Origin of the sequence: Mycobacterium sp. PO1 (assembly GCF_017312405.1) — a bacterium.
Taxonomy (GTDB): Bacteria; Actinomycetota; Actinomycetes; order Mycobacteriales; family Mycobacteriaceae; genus Mycobacterium.
Genome location: NZ_BLTG01000030.1, coordinates 78,337 through 95,761, shown reverse-complemented (window position 1 = coordinate 95,761; position 17,425 = coordinate 78,337). Strand labels below are relative to the sequence as shown.

Sequence of the window (17,425 nt, the reverse complement as noted above, 5' to 3'; positions counted from 1 at the left end):
CGCATTGCGCGCCCGATTCACCGGGAACACGGGTGCGGCCGCGTGGCGTTGACCGAGTAATGCGTCTCTCCGTTCTCGATCTCGTCCCCGTCCGCACCGACCAGAGCACCTCGGATGCGGTGGCTGCGACGACGCTGCTGGCCCAGACCGCCGACCAGCTCGGTTACACGCGGTACTGGCTGGCCGAACACCACAACATGCCCGCGGTGGCCGCGACGAGCCCGCCGGTGCTGATCGCCCACCTGGCCGCCCACACCTCGACGATGCGGCTCGGTTCAGGCGGGGTGATGCTGCCCAATCACGCGCCGCTGGCGGTGGCCGAGCAGTTCGCGCTGCTCGAAGCCGCCCATCCCGGGCGCATCGATCTGGGCATCGGGCGCGCGCCGGGCTCGGATCCGGTGACGTCGATGGCGTTGCGCGGTGCTGCGGGCCGCGACGACCGTGACATCGAGGCGTTCCCGTCGTACCTCGACGACGTGGTGGCGCTGATGAGCAGCGCCGGGGTGCGGGTGCCTCTGCCCCGGGACCTGATGCGGGAGAACTACATCCTCAAGGCCACCCCCGCGGCGGTCACCGAACCCAAGCTGTGGCTGCTCGGCTCGTCCATGTACTCGGCGCATCTCGCCGCGGCCAAGGGCCTGCCCTACGTGTTCGCCCACCACTTCTCCGGCCAGGGCACCGAGGAGGCCTTGCAGACCTACCGAGACGAATTCCGCCCCAGTGACCTGGCGGCCGAACCGCTGACGTTCCTGACGGTCAATGCCGCCGTCGCCGACACCGCCGCGGAGGCGGAGCGGTTGCTGCTGCCGAACCTGCAGATGATGGCGCGGCTGCGCACCGGGCAGCCGCTGGGCCCGCTGGACCTGGTCGAGGACGCCGAGGCCCGGCAGCTCAGTCCGCGCGAATTGGCGGTGGTCGACGCGGGTCGGCGCCAGGCCGTCGTCGGCGCGCCGGCCGAGGCCGCCGATCAACTGCGGGCGCTGGCCGAGCGGTTCGGGGTGGACGAGGTGATGGTCAACCCGGTGGCGGCCGCGTTCCGTGGCACCGACCCGGACACCGCCCCGGCGCGGGAGACGACGCTGGAGCTGCTGGCCAAGGAGCTCTTCTAGGACCCGCTCGATCGGGGTGTCAACCGCACAATGGGGATCGGCCGCGTCGTGCGCTTCTGATAACCGTTGTAGCGGTTGGAGTTCTGTTCGTTGACCTTGTCCCACATGCGCGCGTAGTCGGGATCGTCGGGCAGTACCGGCTTGGCGGTGACGGGGACCCGCTGCGGACCGATGTTGACCTCGATGTCCGGGTGGGCCTTGAGGTTGTGATACCAGCCCGGGGCCTTGGGGTCGCCGCCCTTGGAGGCGACGACGAGGTAGTCGCCTCGATCGGGGAAGTACGACAGCGTGTTGGTGCGCTGCTTGCCGGTCTTGGCGCCGACGGTGTGCAGCAGCAGGCTGGGCGGCACGCCGGGCAGCGGGATGCGGTGCCCGATGCGGCCGTTACTCTTCTTGTAGAGCGTGTCATGCAGCATCAGCATCCGGACGCCGATGTTCTGTTCGAGCCAGCGCGTGATGTTCAAGGGTCACTCCTTCTCGTCGGCGTCGATCCGCGCCAGGGCCTCGCGCAGCAGTCGGCCGGTCTGTCCCCGGTCGGGGTCACGGCGCACCAGCATGCCTTTGGCGAACTTCAGTTTGTCACCGTCGCGGCGCGGAACCACGTGCAGATGAATGTGGAACACACTCTGAAAAGCGGCTTTACCGTCGTTGATGGCGATGTTGTTGCCGTCGGCGTGCAGCCCGGATGCGCGCGCGGCCTTGGCGATGCGTTGCCCGATGGTGGTCATGGTCGCCACGGTGTGCGGTGGGGTGTCGGTCAGGTCGACGGTGTGGCGCTTGGGGATCACCAGCGTGTGTCCCTGCGTGAACGGCCTGATGTCGAGGATGGCGAGGTGCTCGTCGTCCTCCCAGATCCGGACGGCTGGGGCGTCGCCGGCGACGATGGCGCAGAACACGCAGGACATTCCGCCACCGTAGCCGGTCATCCGGTGAGCGCCGCTCGCCAGGCGGCGAGCTTGGCCGAAAACGCCGCGGTGTGCGCCGGGCTGGTCGACGGGAGTCGCTGGCCGGGTGGGTGAGGGAGTGCGACGAGGCGCCGGTAGTTCTTCTCCGCGGCGGCGCCGTTGAAGCAGATCCGGGTGATGGTGGGGTGGTCGGCGAAGAACCGGCCGAAGTCGTTGGCCGTCATGCTGTCCGGTTCCACGGAGGCGTCCAGGCTGCCGACCCGGCGGCAGGATCGCAGCACGTCCCACACCGCGACCCCGGCGCCGGTGAGTGCGTCGACCCGCTCGGGATACGGTGCGGCCGCGTCGAAGCCGTACAGCTCGGCGGTGATCGCCCAGAACGCGTTGCGGGGGTGCGTGTAGTACTGCTGGTCCTGCAGAGACCGCACACCGGGCATGTTGCCCAGGATCAGGACCCGCGCCCCGGGGGCGACCAGCGGGGCGAAGCTGTTCAGGATCGGTGAGGCCATCGCTCCTGTGTAGCGCACCCACGTAGGTTGGGCACGTGACCGACCATGGGGATCTCGAGGCGTCCGGGCTGCTCGACGGGCTGGACGGGCAGGCGCGCGCCGAGCGCGCCGAGCTGATCAGTTGGCTCCTCGACCAGGGGGTGGCCCTCGACCAGATCCGGGGCAATTCGGCGCCGATGCTGCTCGCTTCCCGGCGGATCATCGGTGACGACGGCGAATACGTCTCGGCCCGCCAGGCCGCCGAGAAATTCAACGTGGACGTCGAGTTGTTCGTCCGGATCCAGCGCGCCATGGGTCTGCCGCGGGTCGACGACCCCGATGCCGCGGTGTTCCTGCGCGCCGACGCGGAGGCGGCGAAGTTCACCCGCGACTTCCTCGACGCCGGGATCGACCCCGACGAACTGGTCCAGATCACCCGGCTGCTCGGTGACGGTCTGGCCAGGGCGGCCGAGGCGATGCGGTACGCCACGCTGGCCGCGGTGATCCGGCCCGGGGCCACGGAATTGGAGATCGCCCAGGCGTCGGCGGCATTGGTGACCAACCTGGCGCCGCTGCTCGGACCGATGATCCAGGACATGCTGCAGCTGCAGCTGCGGCATGCCATCGAGACGGAGGCCGTCAACGCCGTCGAACGCGCCGAGGGTCAGCACCTGCCAGGTGCCCGGCAGGTGACGATCGGGTTCGCGGATCTGGTCGGGTTCACCCGGCTGGGCGAGAAGGTGCCGCCGGAGGATCTGGAGCGCCTTGCGCAACGCCTGGCCGACCTGACGCGGGAGGTGGCGACCGCGCCGGTCCGATTCGTCAAGACCATCGGCGATGAGGTGATGATGGTCAGCCCGGAGCCCGCTGCGCTGCTCGACGCCGTGCTGCAGCTGGTCGAGGTGACCAACGGCGACGACGACTTTCCCAGCCTGCGGGCCGGGGTGGCCAGCGGCATGGCGGTGAGCCGGGAAGGGGACTGGTTCGGCAGCCCCGTCAACCTCGCGGCCCGGGTGACCGGTGCCGCCCGACCGGGCTCGGTGCTGGTGGCCGAACCGGCCCGCGAGGCGATCGGCGACGACGACCGCTTCACCTGGTCGTTCGCCGGGGCCAGGCATCTCAAGGGCATCAAGTCGGATGTGAAGCTGTTCCGGGCGCGCCGGGCCGGCTCAGCGTGACGGGCTGAACGTCCGCAGGCGCAGGCTGTTGCTGACCACGAACACCGAGCTGAACGCCATGGCCGCGCCGGCGATCATCGGATTCAGCAGTCCCGCCGCCGCCAACGGCAGCGCGGCGACGTTGTAGGCGAACGCCCAGAACAGGTTGCCCTTGATGGTGCTCAACGTCCTTCGGGACAGCCGGATGGCGTCGGGCACCGCGCGCAGGTCGTCGCTGACCAACGTCAGGTCGCTGGCCTCGATGGCGACGTCGGTCCCGCCGCCCATCGCCAGGCCGAGGTCGGCCTGCGCCAGCGCCGCCGCGTCGTTGACCCCGTCTCCGACCATGGCGACCACCCTGCCCTCGTGCTGCAGCCGGACGACCGTGTCGACCTTGTCCTGCGGCAGCACGCCGGCCACCACCTCATCGATGCCGACCTGTCGGGCCACCCTCCGCGCGACCGCCTCGTTGTCACCGGTCACCATGATCGGTGTCAGGCCAAGTCTTTTCAGCAGCGACACCGCCTCCGCAGAGGTCTCTTTGACGGCATCGGCCACCATCACAAGACCGCGAGCCTGGCCGTCCCAGCCGACGGCGACGACTGTTCGCCCGTCCCGCTCGGCGCGCTGCGCCGCGTCGGCCAGCTGTTCGGGGATGTCGTAGGCGCGCTCGGTGAGTAGTCGTAGACGACCCACCAGGACGGCGCGGCCGTCGAGGACGCCTTCGACACCCATTCCGCGCAGGTTCGAAAAGCCTTGTGCTGTGGGCAGTTCTCCGAGCTCGGTGCGGGCGCCGGCGGTGATGGCCCGGGCGATGGGATGTTCCGACGAACTCTCCAGCGCCCCGGCGACCCGCAGCACCTCGTCGCGGCTTTCGCCGTCGGCGGCGGTGACGCCGGCCAGCGTCATGGTGCCGGTGGTGACGGTCCCGGTCTTGTCGACGACCACGGTGTCCACCCGCCGCGTCGACTCCAGGATCTCGGGCCCCTTGATGACGATGCCCAACTGCCCGCCGCGCCCGGTTCCGACCATCAACGCGGTCGGGGTGGCGAGCCCGAGCGCGCAGGGGCACGCGATGATCAGCACCGCGACGGCCGCGGTGAACGCCGTCGACACGGCGGCGCCCGAGACGATCCAGAACCCCAGAGTGGCCACCGCGAGAGCGATGACGACCGGCACGAAGACACCCGAGATCCGGTCGGCGAGCCGTTGGGCCGGGGCCTTGCCGTTCTGCGCCTGCTCGACCAGCCGGGCCATCTGCGCCAGTTGCGTTTCGGAGCCCACCCGCTCGGCTCGGACCACCAGGACGCCGTCCACGTTGACTGTCGCGCCCACCACCTGGTCGCCGACCGACACCTCCACCGGGACCGATTCCCCGGTCAGCATCGACGTGTCCACCGTCGAAGAGCCTTCGACGACGACGCCGTCGGCGGCCACCTTCTCGCCGGGCCGGACCACGAATTCGTCACCGGTGCTGAGCAATTCGATGGGTATGCGCTGTTCGCCGTCGGGCCTGCGCACCGAGACGGTTTTGGCGCCCATCTGCAGCAGGGCGCGTAACGCGTCCCCGGCGCGGCGTTTGGCCCGTGCCTCGAAGTAGCGGCCCGCGAGGATGAACGTCGTCACCCCGGCGGCGACCTCCAGGTAGATGTTGGCGCTGCCGTCGGTGTGTTCGACGGTGAACTCGAAGGCATGGGTCATCCCGGTGTGCCCCGCCGTGCCCCAGAACAGTGCGTAGAGCGACCACCCGAAGGCGGCCAGGGTGCCCAGGGAGATCAGCGTGTCCATCGTCGCTGCCCGGTGCCTCAGATTCGTCCACGCCGCGACGTGGAACGGCCAGGCACCCCACACGACCACCGGGGCGGCCAGCGTCAGCGACAACCATTGCCAGTTCGGGAACTGCAGCGCCGGCACCATCGCCATGGCGATCACGGGTACCGACAGCGCAAGGCAGATCAACAGGCGCCGGCGCAGCGCCGCCGACGCATCCTCGGCCTGCGGCTGGTCGTCGGCCTCGGCCTCGGGGAGGGTGGCCCGGTAGCCGGCGGCCTCGACGGTGGCGACGAGGTCCCGCGCGGTGACGTGGTCGCCGAGTTCGACCCGGGCCTTCTCGGTGGCGAAGTTGACCGAGGCGCTGACACCGTCGAGCCTGTTGAGCTTCTTCTCGATGCGGGAAGCGCACGACGCACAGGTCATGCCGCCGATCGACAGTTCAACGGTGCTCATGGCGTCGCTCAGTTCGCCAGCTCGTAGCCGGCTTCTTCGACGGCGTCGCGGAGGGTGGCGTCGTCGACGGGGGAGTCACTGCCGATGGTGACCTTCCCGTCGGACAGGTCGATGTCGACGTCGACGACGCCGGGGATGCTGGTGAGTTCGGCCCGCACGGCCGATGCGCAGGCATCGCAGCTCATGCCGGTCACGGTGATGGTCGTGGTGCTCATGGCGGTCCTCTCGGTCGTAGACTGCAGCGTCGCTGACGTCCTGTGTACCATACCCCCCTAGGGTACTTAGGAAACGTCCCCGTCGGCGCCCCGCTCCGGGCGTGACAGCATCACGGCATGCGGATCCTCGTACAGCGCGTCACGTCGGCGCGTGTTTCCGTCTCCGGTGACGTGGTCGGGGAGATCCACCCCGACGGGCAGGGTCTGCTGGCGCTGGTAGGCGTGACCCATACCGACGACGCCGACAAGGCCCGCCGACTCGCGGAAAAGCTCTGGCAACTCAGGATTCTCGCCGACGAGAAGTCGGCGAGTGACACCGCGGCGCCGATCCTGGTGGTCAGCCAGTTCACGCTCTACGCCAACACCGCCAAGGGGCGCCGGCCCACGTGGAACGCGGCCGCGCCGGGCGCGGTCGCCGAGCCGTTGGTGCAGACCTTCGCCGACGCGCTGAGCGCGCTGGGCGCACAGGTGCAGACGGGCGTGTTCGGCGCGGACATGCAGGTCGAGCTCGTCAATGACGGCCCCGTGACCGTCCTGCTGGAACTGTGACTACTGGGCCGCGGTGACCGGGAAGCCTTCGGAGGGCTGCACGATGACGAACCCGTTGCCGTGGAAGGCGACCTGCAGCGCCTCTCCGGAGCCGCGGCCGATGAGCGCACCCGCTTTGAAGCTGGTCTTCAGTTGCGTCTGCAGGTTCGCCGACCACGCGACCACCGCGTTGGTGTCGGCGTAGGTGGGCGCCTCGGCGGTGTTGAGCACCACCGGCGGGCCGTCGGTGGTGATGGCCACCCACCCGGTGCCGCGCAACGTGGTGTTGAACAATCCGCCGGTGGCGATGCTGCCACCTTTGACCCGCTCGATGTTCCAGTCCAGGTTGGCCGAGAAGGCCAGCACGTTCTTGCCGCTGATCGACAGGCCGGAGTTGGTCAGGTTCAGCATGTGCACGTCGTAGCCGAACTCGGCCAAGAACACATCGCCCTGCCCCGAGCACCGCATCAGGGGTAGACCCTCGCCGGTCAGTGCCTTCTTCAGGAACTTCGAGGCCCCTCCGCCCTCGAAGGCGAAGTCGACGTTGCCCTGGTAGGCCACCATCGAGCCCTGCCTGGCCATGAACGGCTCACCGAGGCGAACGCGCAGCAGCTTGGCGTTCTGGTTCGCGATCGGCTTGGCCTCTTTCTCGCTGAACCGCCCGTCGACGAGGTCGCCGGAGATACCGGCGAAGCCGTCGCCGCCGGGCACGGCCTGAGCCTGGTCGCTGGGCTGCTGGCCGTGCTCCGGCTGGGCGTGGCGCGCAGACCCCTGTTGCTGGGCCGGCGGCGGGCCGAGCGGAGCCTGGTGCACCTGACCCTGGTGGGAGACCTGGTCGGTCCACCGCTGACCGTCGAACCACCGGTAATCGAATCGACCCTCCGGGTCGGGCTGCCAACTGCCTTGTCCGGGTCCTGTCACCGCCGCCTCCTTGACGTGTCTGGCCGATTGCCACCCTATGCGGTGGGGGACGGCTGCAGGCACCCCTTGAGGGCGGCGCTGACCGCTGTTTCGCTGGTGGCGAACCGCTCCGCACCTGCGCTGCAACGATGTAAGTATGTAATCATGAAACATCATTCCCCCCACCGCAGAGCAGGCCGCGCCGGCGGCTGGCAGCAGGCCGACCAGCCGGACGCAAGCGACGCCGCTGACTGGTTCGCCGGTCGTATGCCCGAACACTGGTTCACCGGCGACCCGGAGGTGACCGTCGACCGGGAGGAGATCACCGTCATCGGGCGCCTTCCCGAGGTCGACGGCGACGCCGGCGAGACGGAAGCCCACGCCTCCGGGCGGGCCGCCCGGTTCCGGGAGCAGACCCGCGCCGAGCGCATGCAGATCGCCGATGAGGCTGAGGCCCGATACCGGCGCAAGGTCGCCTGGGGCGTCGATGTGGGTAGCGGAGAGCCCGAACGAATCCTGTTCACCCACATGGCCGTGCCGGTGATGACCCGGTTACGCCAGCCCGAACGCCAGGTGCTCGACACCCTCGTCGACGCCGGCGTGGCGCGCTCACGATCGGACGCATTGGCATGGTCGGTGCGCCTGGTCGGCGAGCACGCCGACGAATGGCTGGGCAAGCTGCGCGCCGCGATGCGCGAGGTGGACGACCTGCGTGCCCAGGGGCCCTCGGTGTGAGTCGCGGGCGCGGGCGCAGAGGCCTGTCACGCTCCCCGCGGCAAAACCCGTCGCGCTGATCACAATGGGGGGCTGGGCGAGTGCCCGTTTGATAAGCTGCACCGTAAGGGTTCCGGCAAGCAAATCTGGAACTACGACCACTCTCGGCAGGATTCCCCGTAGGGCAGCTCCTACCGGCAGGCCGACGGTGTTTTTCCACCCTTCTGCTGCTGACGTTCTGATGCAACGTTGCCCGCAGTTGACGCCGATGCTTGCTCTTCTGCGTTGGCTTCGAACCTGAACGGACTGTGCGCATGCGCGACTTCACCTGCCCGAAATGCGGCCAACACCTCACCTTCGAGAACTCTCTGTGTTTGTCGTGTGGAAGCAGGCTCGGATATTCCTCCGAGAAGGCGACGATGGTCCTGGTCGATGAGCAAGGTTCTTCCTTGTGTGCGAATTCGGCGATTGCGCAATGCAACTGGTTGCTCGACTCTCGGGGGGCCGCCGACGGCGGCGGACTGTGCGCGTCATGCCGGCTGACACGGACCCGGCCCCACGATTCCGACGTCGCTGGGATGGCCAGATTCGCCGTGGCCGAGACCGCCAAACGCCGGCTGGTCGCGGAGCTGATCGAGCTCAGGCTGCCTATCGTTGACCGCACGCAGGACCCGCGGTTCGGGTTGGCGTTCGACCTCTTGTCGAGCACCGGAGAAAAGGTCGTCACCGGTCACGAGGACGGGGTCGTCACCCTGGACCTGGCCGAAAGCGACGACGTGCGCCGCGAGGAGTTGCGTGTCGCCCTGGACGAGCCGTACCGGACGCTGCTCGGCCACTTTCGACATGAGACTGGGCACGCGTACTTTCACCGCCTGGTCGGCGGCTGGGTCGCACGCCATTCCGAATTCGTCGCCCTCTTCGGTGACCCTGCTGACGACTACCAGGAAGCGCTCGACCGCCACTATGGAACCGGCCCGTCGCCTGACTGGTCGACACGTCACGTGTCCTCCTATGCGTCGATGCATCCCGCCGAAGACTGGGCAGAGACGTTCGCGCACTACCTGCACATCCGGGATACGTTGGATACCGCGGCGTCATTCGGCTTGGCCCCAGCCGCCGCGGCATTCGATCTGCTTCACCTGGGCCCCAACCGTTTCGATACGCTCATCGGGATGTGGCTGCCCCTGGCGTGGTCGCTGAACATGATCAATCGTTCTATGGGGCGCGCGGACCTGTACCCTTTCGTGCTGCCACCGCCGGTCCTGGAAAAGATGCGCTTCGTTCACACCGTCATCGACGATGCCGTCGTGTTCACCGAAACGCAGCCCCGGACCCGTTACGCGCAGTAGTCCCTGACCGGGAACGCGTTTGTCCGGCCGGATGTCCATGGCTTCAGTCTTCGAGACCACCTGCGTGAGCATCGGGATCGACATCGGAGTGTGGGCGTCGTCTCTCGGCGGAGCTGTCAGGGTTCCACCTTTTCGACGTTGACGTACGTCGAGTTCAATGCCGCAGTCTGCGACAGCGGGTCAACCTGCGCGCCGTCCACCAGCAGGTTGCGGTTCACGCCGTAGCTGAGCGGCTCAGACCCACCGGCCGGATCGAAAACTCGTGATCCCCAGCCGTGGTCGATGATGACGACGCCACGTCGGGGCTGGTCGTCGACCGACGCGGTCAACTCGACTTCGCCCACGGCCGAGGACACCCGAACCGCATCACCGTCGCTGATACCCAGGGCCAGCGCGTCCTCGGGATGGATCACCACCTGAGTGCCCTTCCCGGCGGGGTGCAAGCCAGGAAGGTCGTTGAGCCAGGAGTTCATCGAGTGGCGGTGTCGCCGGTTGGTCAGCAGGAATGGGTAGCCGTCTGACGGCGACGGCGGCGCCTGGCGTAGCAGCTCGCGTGCCCGTGCGACGAACTCCGCGGGAGCGACGTGCACCGTCTTGTCGTCGGTGCGCAGCGCATCGCGAAAGCGGCCGAACTCGCGTGGCCCGAGCACCCATCCGTGCGGACGAGCCAGCACGTCGCTCCACCTGATCTTGCGACCGTTCACTTTTCGGCTGGTGGCGATCAGCAGCCGGTGAATCCAATACGGCCCGAATTCGAGCGCCGGCCGTCGCGTCAGCCCAGCCAGCCTTCTGGACCCCGCGACAAACGTGTTCAACCCCCGTGCACCGAACAGCGGGCGCCTCATCCCCAGCGCCAGATCGGTGAAGATGCGCCACTCTTCACGCGCGAGGAACGGCGGGTCTACGGCGCGGACCCCGTACTGCACATACGGCTCGTCATGCAGGTTGCTGGTGAACGCCAGCAGGTCGTCGCGTTCGAGCCAGTGCACCGCGGGCAGCAGCCAGTGGGCATGCCTATGGCTCTCCCGCTGCACGAAATCGATGGCCACCAGAAGATCGAGCGTCGACAACGCGTGGTCGAGCTTGGCGCCGTCGGGTCCGGAAACGACCGGATTGCCGCTGTTGATCACCATCGCCCGAACCTGGCCGCGTCCGGGGGTGGTGATCTCGTCGGGAAGCTCGCTGAGCGCGTGTGCCCCGGCGACCATGTCCCGCCCCCGCAACCTGCTGCGGTGCGGTTTCGCGCCGGCCAGGTCGGCCAGACGTAAGGCGTCGACGTACCCGGCCTCGAAACGGCGGCCACCCGGGCGGTCCATCCGTCCGGTGATGACATTGAGCACCTGGCCTAGCCACTCCGCCACGGTGCCGGCCAGATGCAACGACACCCCGGTGCGGGTCACCAGCATCGCCCGCTCGGCGGTCCCGAAACCCCTTGCCACGTCGGTGATCACCTCGAGCGGTATGTCGGAGCGGCGAGCCAGATCGGCGAGGTCGACGTCGGCGGTCAGGCCGCGCAGCCGATCGACACCGGTGGCCAGGTCAGCGCAGTCTCCCCGGTGGTGCAGACCGTCGTCGAGGACGATCTTGACCATTGCCAACAGCAGCGCCCAGTCCTGTCCGGGCCGCACCGCCATGTGGATGTCGGCGCGTTCGGCAGTCTCGGTGCGCACCGGGTCGACGACGACGACGGTCGCACCCTGCTGCTGGCGCGCCAGTGTGCGGCGCCAACCGCCCGGCACGGACTCCAGCCAGTTCCACGCACTCACTGCGGGATTCGCGCCGACGATCACGAAGTAGTCACAGTTGTCGACGTCCGACACCGGCACCATCAACGACGAGCCGTACATCTTCTCGGCCACCACGTGAAGGGCGTTCTGGTCGACGGATCCGACCGCGTACCGATTGTGGGTGCCGACGGCGTCCAACCAGCCGTTCATGAACACCAGGTTCGACGACGAATACCCGGCCGGATTGCCGTAGTAAGCGGCCACCGCGTCGGGTCCGCCGTCCTGGATCACCGCGTTCAGGCGGGCCGCGATGTCGTCGGTCGCCTCATCCCAGCCGGTTTCCACGTACCGGTCACCCACCCGTTTCATCGGTGCCAACAGCCGGCGGGGATGCTCGACGACCTGAGGTGCGGTGCGACCCTTGGCGCAGAAGTCCCGCCAATTGTGCGGGTTCTGCTTGTCGGGCGAGATCTTGACGACCCGCCCGTCTTCGACAGTGACGTCGACACCGCACGAGGCAAGGCAGTAGCGGCAGAACGTGTGCACCGTGCGGGCCATGCCGTCATGCTGCCCGACCCCGCCAGTCCCATGGCGCGGAATGGAATTGAGCAGACTGCTTGATCGGCCATACGGCCGGCGGTTCACCGCTGTGCCGGGTTAGCGGTTCACCGCTGGATCATCCTCCAATACTCTCCCCGGCGCGCCAGCAACTCGGCATGGGTACCGCGTTCGACGATCCGCCCCGACTCCATCACCAGGATCAGGTCGGCGTCGCGGATGGTCGAGAGCCGATGGGCGATGATGAAACTGGTCCGGTCCCGCCGCAACTGCGCCATCGCGTGCTGGATGAGCACCTCGGTGCGGGTGTCCACCGAGCTGGTCGCCTCGTCGAGGATCAGCAGCTGCGGCTGGGCCAGCACCGCGCGGGCGATGGTGATGAGCTGACGTTCGCCGACACTGATGTTCGCCCCACCATCGCTGACCTGGGTGTCGTAACCGTCGGGCAGCGTGTGCACGAACCGGTCCACATACGCCGCCTTCGCTGCGTCCACGACTTCGTCGTATCGGGCGTCGGGGCGGCCGTAGGCGATGTTGTCGTACACCGAGCCGGCGAACAGCCAGGCGTCCTGCAGCACCATGCCGATCTGTGAGCGCAGGGAGCTGCGGCTGACCGAGGTGATGTCCACATTGTCGATCAGGATGCGGCCGGCGTCGACGTCGTAGAACCGCATGAGCAGGTTCACCAGCGTGGTCTTGCCCGCCCCGGTGGGGCCGACGATCGCGACGGTGGAGCCCGGCTCGGCCACCAGTGACAGGTGCTCGAGGACCGGGGCGCCGGGCAGGTAGCCGAAGGACACCTCGTCGAACTCGACGCGACCGCGCCGTGACGCGCCCACCGCCGGCAGCGTCGCGGGGGGATCGGCCGGCTCCTCCTCGGCGTCGAGCAGATCGAAGACCCGCTCGGCGCTGGCGATGCCCGACTGCAACGTGTTGTACATACCCGCGATCTGGGTCAACGGCTGATTGAACTGCCGCACGTACTGGATGAACGCCTGGATGCCGCCCAGCGTGATCTGGCCGGTGGCCACCTGCACACCGCCGACGACGGCGACCGCAACGTAGCTGATGTTGCCGACGAACACCGTCGCCGGGGACACCAGCCCCGACAGGAACTGCGCCCCGAAGCTGGCCCGGTAGACGTCGTCGTTGAGTTCGTCGAACTGCTCGATCGCGCCCGCGCGGTGCCCGTAGGTCTTCACCACGGTGAAACCGCTGTAGGTCTCCTCAATGTGGGCGTTGAGCCTGCCGGTGTTCGTCCACTGGTCGACGAACAGCGTGCGCGACCGCCGCGCGATCGAGCGGGTCACCCACAGCGACAGCGGCACGGTGACCACAGTCAGTAGCGTCAACAACGGCGAGATGGTCAGCATCATCACCAGCACCCCGAACACCGTCAGCACCGAGGTCAGCAGTTGGGTGATCGACATCGACAGGGACTGCTGCATGTTGTCCACGTCGTTGGTGACCCGGCTGAGCACCTCCCCGCGCTGGCGGGTGTCGAAATAGCGCAGCGGCAGGCGGTGCACCTTGTCCTCGACGTCGGCGCGCAACCGGGCGATGGTGCGCTGCACGACCGCGTTCAACAGCCGCGCCTGCAGCCAGACCATCAGAGCGGCAACCACATACAACGCCAACGCCAACGCCAACGTCCGGGCGACGGCACCGAAGTCCACCCCCTGGCCGGGCACCACGTTCATGCCGGAGAGCAGGTCGGCGAACGTCGAATCGCCGCGTGCCCGCGCCGCCTCGATCGCCTGCTCCTTCGTCAGACCCGAGGGCAGCTGGCGGCCGATCACCCCGTTGAACAGCAGGTCGGTGGCATGCCCGAGGATACGAGGACCGATCACGCTCACCGCGATACCGCCGACGCCGAGCAGGATCACCGCGACGGTCAGACCGCGTTGCGGGGTCAGGCGTCTGAGCAGTCGCAACGCCGAACCCTTGAAGTCGCGGGAGCGCACCTGCGGCGGTTCGTTCATCCGCATCGGACGAGCCATCGGACCGCTCATCGTTCGCCCGCCGACACCGACTGCGAGTCGGCCAGCTCGCGGTAGGCCGCGCAACCGGCCAACAGCTCATCGTGGGTACCGGAGCCCACCACCGATCCATTGTCGACGACGACGATCTGATCCGCCGAGGAGACCGTCGAGATGCGCTGCGACACAATGATGACGGTGGCACCGGCGGCCGCGTCGGCCAGCGCGGCGCGCACCCGCGCGTCGGTGTGGACGTCCAGGGCGGAGAACGCGTCGTCGAACAGGTAGATCGCCGGACGTCGGATCACCGCCCGCGCGATCGCCAGGCGCTGACGCTGCCCGCCGGACAGACTCATCCCGCCCTGCGCGATCCGCATGTGCAGCCCGTCCGGGTGGGCGGCGACGAACTCCTCAGCGGCGGCGACCCGCAACGCCGCCCACATCTCGTCCTCGGTCGCATCGGCCTTGCCGAACAGCAGATTGTCGGCGACTGTCCCGGCGAACAGATACCCGCGCTGCGGCACCAGGCCGACCGAATGCCACAACTGGTCCAGGTCGATCTCGCGGACGTCGACCCCGTCGACGCGGACCGAACCCGAGGTGACGTCGTAGAGCCGGCAGATCATCGCGATCAGCGTGGACTTCCCCGACCCCGTGGAGCCGACGACAGCGGTGGTCTCACCGGGCCGCGCTGTCAGCGAAACCCGCTGCAGCACCGGCCGGTCGGCGCCCTCGTAACGGAAGGTGGCGTCGTCGAACACGACCTCCCCGGCGATGTGCGACAGCGTGACCGGCGCGGCCGGGCTGGCCACCGCGGGATGGGTGTCGAGCACCTCGGTGATGCGTTCGGCGCACACCGACGCACGCGGAATGATCACCAGGATGAACGTGGCCATCAGCACCGCCATCAGGATCTGCATGAAGTAGGCCAGGAACGCGATCAGTGAACCGACTTGCATCTCGCCGGCATCGATGCGCAACCCGCCGAACCAGATCAACGCCACGCTGGAGACGTTGATCACCAGCGTCGTGACCGGCAACATCAATGCCTGCCAGCGTCCCGCTTCCAGCGCTGTGCCGGCAAGGTCCTGGTTGGCCTCGGCGAAGCGGTTGCGCTCGAACGGTTCTCGTGCGAACGCCCGCACCACCCGCAGACCGGTGAGTTGTTCGCGCATCACCCGGTTGATGCCGTCGATCTGACGTTGCAGACGACGGAAGATCGGCAGCAGGTGCGACACGATCCAGTAGTTCGTCAGCGCCAGCACGGGCACGCTCACCACCAGCAGCCAGGACAACCCGGCATTCTGGTGCACGGCCATCGCAATGCCGCCGATACCCATGATCGGCGCCGTGATGAGCATGGTGCAGGTCAACTGCACGAGCAGTTGAATCTGCTGCGCGTCGTTGGTGGTCCTGGTCAACAGCGACGGGGCGCCGAATCGCGCCGTCTCCTCCGCTGAGAAGCCGGTGACATGCCGAAAAACCGCGGAGCGCAGATCCCGGCCCACTCCCATGGCCGCGCGGGAGCCGAAGTACACCGCGCCGACGGCGCACACCACCTGCAACGCGGTCACCCCGAGCATCAGCGCGCCGAGCTCGACGATGCGGCGCAGATCGCCTTGCGCCACTCCGTCGTCGATGATCGCGGCGTTGATCGTCGGCAGATACAGCGTCGCCAGCGTGCTGATGACCTGCAGCGTCGCCACCGTGGCGAGCAGCCCGCGGTAGGGCTGGACGTGTCGTCGCAGCAGGGCCCAGAGCATCCCGCTACTGTCGCACACGGTCACCGCCGCGAACCTGTTCGGCTGCCGCACCTGAGAATCGCATAAATCGGCAGGTCAGTCGGCATGTCGGTGGTCGGGGCATGGGGCTGCAGCTACAGTGCATGGCGTGACTCACCGCGACCGCAGATTCCGCCGCTCGGCGCAGCGTCTCGCCGTCGTTGCGGTTGCCGTCGTCCCGGTGCTGGCCGCGTGTTCGGATTCGGAGTCGCCCTCCCCGGAGGTGCCGACCACGGACGCGCCGCAGCAGGACGTGTCCCACGGTCCGTTCTTTCCCGAGTGCGGCGGCATCAGTGACGAACAGATGACCGAGCTGACGCAGGTGGCCGGCCTGGTGAACACGGCCAAGACGTCGGTGGGTTGTCAGTGGTTGGCCGGAGGCAGCATCCTGGGCCCGCACTTCTCGTTCACCTGGTTCCGGGGCAGCCCGATCGGCCGCGAGCGCAAGACGATGGAGTTGTCGCGCACCAGCGTCGAAGACGTCACCATCGAAGGTCACGAAGGCTTCATGGGCATCAACGAGGACCCGACCATGGGTGTCAACCTGTGCGAGATCGGTATCCAGTTCGGCGACGACTTCATCGAATGGTCGATCAGCTACGCCCAGGAGCCGTTCCCGGACGCGTGCGACGTGGCCACCGAACTCACCCGCCAGTCGATTGTGAATTCCAAATGAGGGCGCGCAGAGCTGTCGCAGGTTTCGTCGCTGCGCTGGCCGGCCTGGTTGTGCTGACCGGTTGCACCCAGACCGTCGAGGGCTCCGCGGCCCGGGCGGGTGCGGGCGACGTGCCGCGCAACAACGACTCGCAGCGCCAGTACCCCAACCTGCTCAAGGAGTGCGACGTCCTCACCGAGGACATCCTCGCCGAGACTGTCGGCGCGGACCCGCTGGACATCCAGAGCACGTTCGTCGGCGCGGTGTGCCGGTGGCAGGCCGCCAATCCGGCCGGCCTGGTGGACATCACCCGGTTCTGGTTCGAACTCGGCAGCCTCGACCATGAACGCCAGGTGTCCCAGGAACTCGGCTACGACATCGAAGACCGGTCGATCGCCGGTATCCAGTCGTTCGTGATGCGCCCCAACGATCCGAACGGTGCGTGCGGCGTGGCCAGCGACGCGGCCGGCGTGGTGGGCTGGTGGGTCAACCCGCAAGCGCCCGGCATCGACGCCTGCGGCATGGCGATCAAGCTGATGGAGTTGACGCTGGCCACCCGCGCCTGACTGGCGCCCGGTCTGATTGCGCGCTCAGCGCGCGATGTGAAAGTCGACGAGTTCCGCGCTCCTCAGCTCCAGCTCGGCCCAGGGACGGTTCGTCCGCAACACCGCGATCGCCGAGGTCGGAAACTTCTCCAGGATCGCCTCCGCGGTGGCGCTCCTGCTCGACTCCTCGTCGGCCAGTCCGAGCGCGAGCCCGGACATCACCGGTTCGTGTCCCACCACCAGCAGGGTCGACGGATCGCTCGCCGCGTCGCCGAAGCGTGCAGCGACGCCGTTGATCTCGTCGATGACGATGCCGGGAGACGAATCGTAGATGCGGTCGACGTAGTGCACCGGCGCGTCGATACCGGTGCGTTCCAAGGTCTGGCGGGTTCGCGTCGCCGTCGAACACAGCACGGCGTCGACCGGGCTGACGCTGGTCCTGATCCAGTCTCCGACCAGCGCGGCCTCGCGGATCCCGCGGTCCGCCAGCGGGCGATCGTGGTCGGCGACTCCGGAGGGGTAGTCCGACTTGGCGTGTCGAAGCAGCAGAAGTGTGCGGTACCGGTCGCTCATCTGGATAACGGTAGGG

17 protein-coding genes are annotated in these 17,425 nt (G+C 68.0%); 7 read left to right on the top strand and 10 right to left on the bottom strand.

Going from position 1 to position 17,425, the window contains the following annotated elements; translation table 11 throughout:
- Positions 1-59: 59 nt before the first annotated feature.
- Positions 60-1,109, top strand: coding sequence for an LLM class flavin-dependent oxidoreductase (locus J3476_RS13255; protein ID WP_207066912.1), 1,050 nt, complete (start codon positions 60-62; stop codon positions 1,107-1,109).
- On the opposite strand, the gene J3476_RS13250 is transcribed toward J3476_RS13255, so the two are convergent.
- Genes J3476_RS13250 through J3476_RS13240 form a run of 3 tightly spaced genes read right to left on the bottom strand, consistent with a single transcriptional unit; the run spans position 1,106 to position 2,523 of the window.
- The gene (locus J3476_RS13250; protein ID WP_207066911.1) at positions 1,106-1,573 is read right to left on the bottom strand and encodes a nitroreductase family deazaflavin-dependent oxidoreductase; all 468 of its coding nucleotides are present in this window, start codon (positions 1,571-1,573) and stop codon (positions 1,106-1,108) included. The genes J3476_RS13255 and J3476_RS13250 overlap by 4 nt on opposite strands.
- Before the next feature lie 3 nt (positions 1,574-1,576).
- On the bottom strand, positions 1,577-2,014 hold the full coding sequence (locus J3476_RS13245) for an HIT family protein (RefSeq protein ID WP_207066946.1): 438 nt from the start codon (positions 2,012-2,014) through the stop codon (positions 1,577-1,579).
- Positions 2,015-2,031: 17 nt separating this feature from the next.
- Positions 2,032-2,523 carry a DNA-deoxyinosine glycosylase gene (locus tag J3476_RS13240; protein WP_207066910.1) on the bottom strand — a complete coding sequence of 164 codons (492 nt, stop codon included), beginning with the start codon at positions 2,521-2,523 and terminating at the stop codon, positions 2,032-2,034.
- A 35-nt stretch (positions 2,524-2,558) separates the two neighbouring features.
- Between J3476_RS13240 and J3476_RS13235 the strand changes: the two genes are divergently transcribed.
- On the top strand, positions 2,559-3,680 hold the full coding sequence (locus J3476_RS13235; protein WP_207066909.1) for an adenylate/guanylate cyclase domain-containing protein: 1,122 nt from the start codon (positions 2,559-2,561) through the stop codon (positions 3,678-3,680).
- Here the strand turns inward: J3476_RS13235 and J3476_RS13230 are convergent.
- Both J3476_RS13230 and J3476_RS13225 read right to left on the bottom strand, forming a co-directional pair.
- On the bottom strand, positions 3,672-5,885 hold the full coding sequence (locus J3476_RS13230; RefSeq protein WP_207066908.1) for a cation-translocating P-type ATPase: 2,214 nt from the start codon (positions 5,883-5,885) through the stop codon (positions 3,672-3,674). The two genes, J3476_RS13235 and J3476_RS13230, sit on opposite strands and share 9 nt — an antisense overlap.
- 8 nt (positions 5,886-5,893) lie before the next feature.
- Complete coding sequence (locus J3476_RS13225) at positions 5,894-6,100, bottom strand: heavy-metal-associated domain-containing protein (RefSeq protein WP_207066907.1); 207 nt, start codon at positions 6,098-6,100, stop codon at positions 5,894-5,896.
- A gap of 117 nt (positions 6,101-6,217) precedes the next feature.
- Here J3476_RS13225 and dtd point away from each other — a divergent pair, with 117 nt between their 5' ends.
- A complete protein-coding gene (gene dtd, locus J3476_RS13220; protein ID WP_207066906.1) occupies positions 6,218-6,649 on the top strand; it encodes a D-aminoacyl-tRNA deacylase in 432 nt (143 codons plus the stop codon).
- Here the strand turns inward: dtd and J3476_RS13215 are convergent, their stop codons facing one another.
- Entirely contained in the window at positions 6,650-7,549 is a 900-nt protein-coding gene (locus tag J3476_RS13215) for an AIM24 family protein (protein ID WP_207066905.1), read from the bottom strand. It lies immediately after the preceding gene.
- Between the two features lie 144 nt (positions 7,550-7,693).
- Here J3476_RS13215 and J3476_RS13210 point away from each other — a divergent pair, with 144 nt between their 5' ends.
- A complete protein-coding gene (locus J3476_RS13210) occupies positions 7,694-8,263 on the top strand; it encodes a hypothetical protein (protein WP_207066904.1) in 570 nt (189 codons plus the stop codon).
- 293 nt (positions 8,264-8,556) lie between these two features.
- Positions 8,557-9,591 carry a putative zinc-binding metallopeptidase gene (locus J3476_RS13205; protein WP_207066903.1) on the top strand — a complete coding sequence of 345 codons (1,035 nt, stop codon included), beginning with the start codon at positions 8,557-8,559 and terminating at the stop codon, positions 9,589-9,591.
- A 116-nt stretch (positions 9,592-9,707) separates the two neighbouring features.
- Here the strand turns inward: J3476_RS13205 and J3476_RS13200 are convergent, their stop codons facing one another.
- From J3476_RS13200 to J3476_RS13190, 3 genes are all read right to left on the bottom strand, one after another.
- Entirely contained in the window at positions 9,708-11,876 is a 2,169-nt protein-coding gene (locus tag J3476_RS13200; protein WP_207066902.1) for a molybdopterin-dependent oxidoreductase, read from the bottom strand.
- 107 nt (positions 11,877-11,983) lie between these two features.
- Positions 11,984-13,888 carry an ABC transporter ATP-binding protein gene (locus J3476_RS13195; protein ID WP_207066901.1) on the bottom strand — a complete coding sequence of 635 codons (1,905 nt, stop codon included), beginning with the start codon at positions 13,886-13,888 and terminating at the stop codon, positions 11,984-11,986.
- On the bottom strand, positions 13,885-15,618 hold the full coding sequence (locus J3476_RS13190; protein ID WP_207066900.1) for an ABC transporter ATP-binding protein: 1,734 nt from the start codon (positions 15,616-15,618) through the stop codon (positions 13,885-13,887). The genes J3476_RS13195 and J3476_RS13190 overlap by 4 nt, the downstream gene beginning before the upstream one ends.
- A 118-nt stretch (positions 15,619-15,736) precedes the next feature.
- Between J3476_RS13190 and J3476_RS13185 the strand changes: the two genes are divergently transcribed.
- Together J3476_RS13185 and J3476_RS13180 are read left to right on the top strand one after the other, a co-directional pair.
- Positions 15,737-16,312, top strand: a complete 576-nt coding sequence (locus J3476_RS13185; protein WP_152518133.1) for a DUF3558 domain-containing protein — start codon at positions 15,737-15,739, stop codon at positions 16,310-16,312.
- A complete protein-coding gene (locus J3476_RS13180; RefSeq protein ID WP_207066899.1) occupies positions 16,309-16,857 on the top strand; it encodes a DUF3558 domain-containing protein in 549 nt (182 codons plus the stop codon). The genes J3476_RS13185 and J3476_RS13180 overlap by 4 nt, the downstream gene beginning before the upstream one ends.
- A 24-nt stretch (positions 16,858-16,881) precedes the next feature.
- Here J3476_RS13180 and J3476_RS13175 read toward each other — a convergent pair whose 3' ends face one another.
- Positions 16,882-17,409 (bottom strand): histidine phosphatase family protein, encoded by a 528-nt coding sequence (locus J3476_RS13175; RefSeq protein ID WP_207066898.1) that lies wholly within the window; start codon positions 17,407-17,409, stop codon positions 16,882-16,884.
- Positions 17,410-17,425 lie beyond the last annotated feature (16 nt).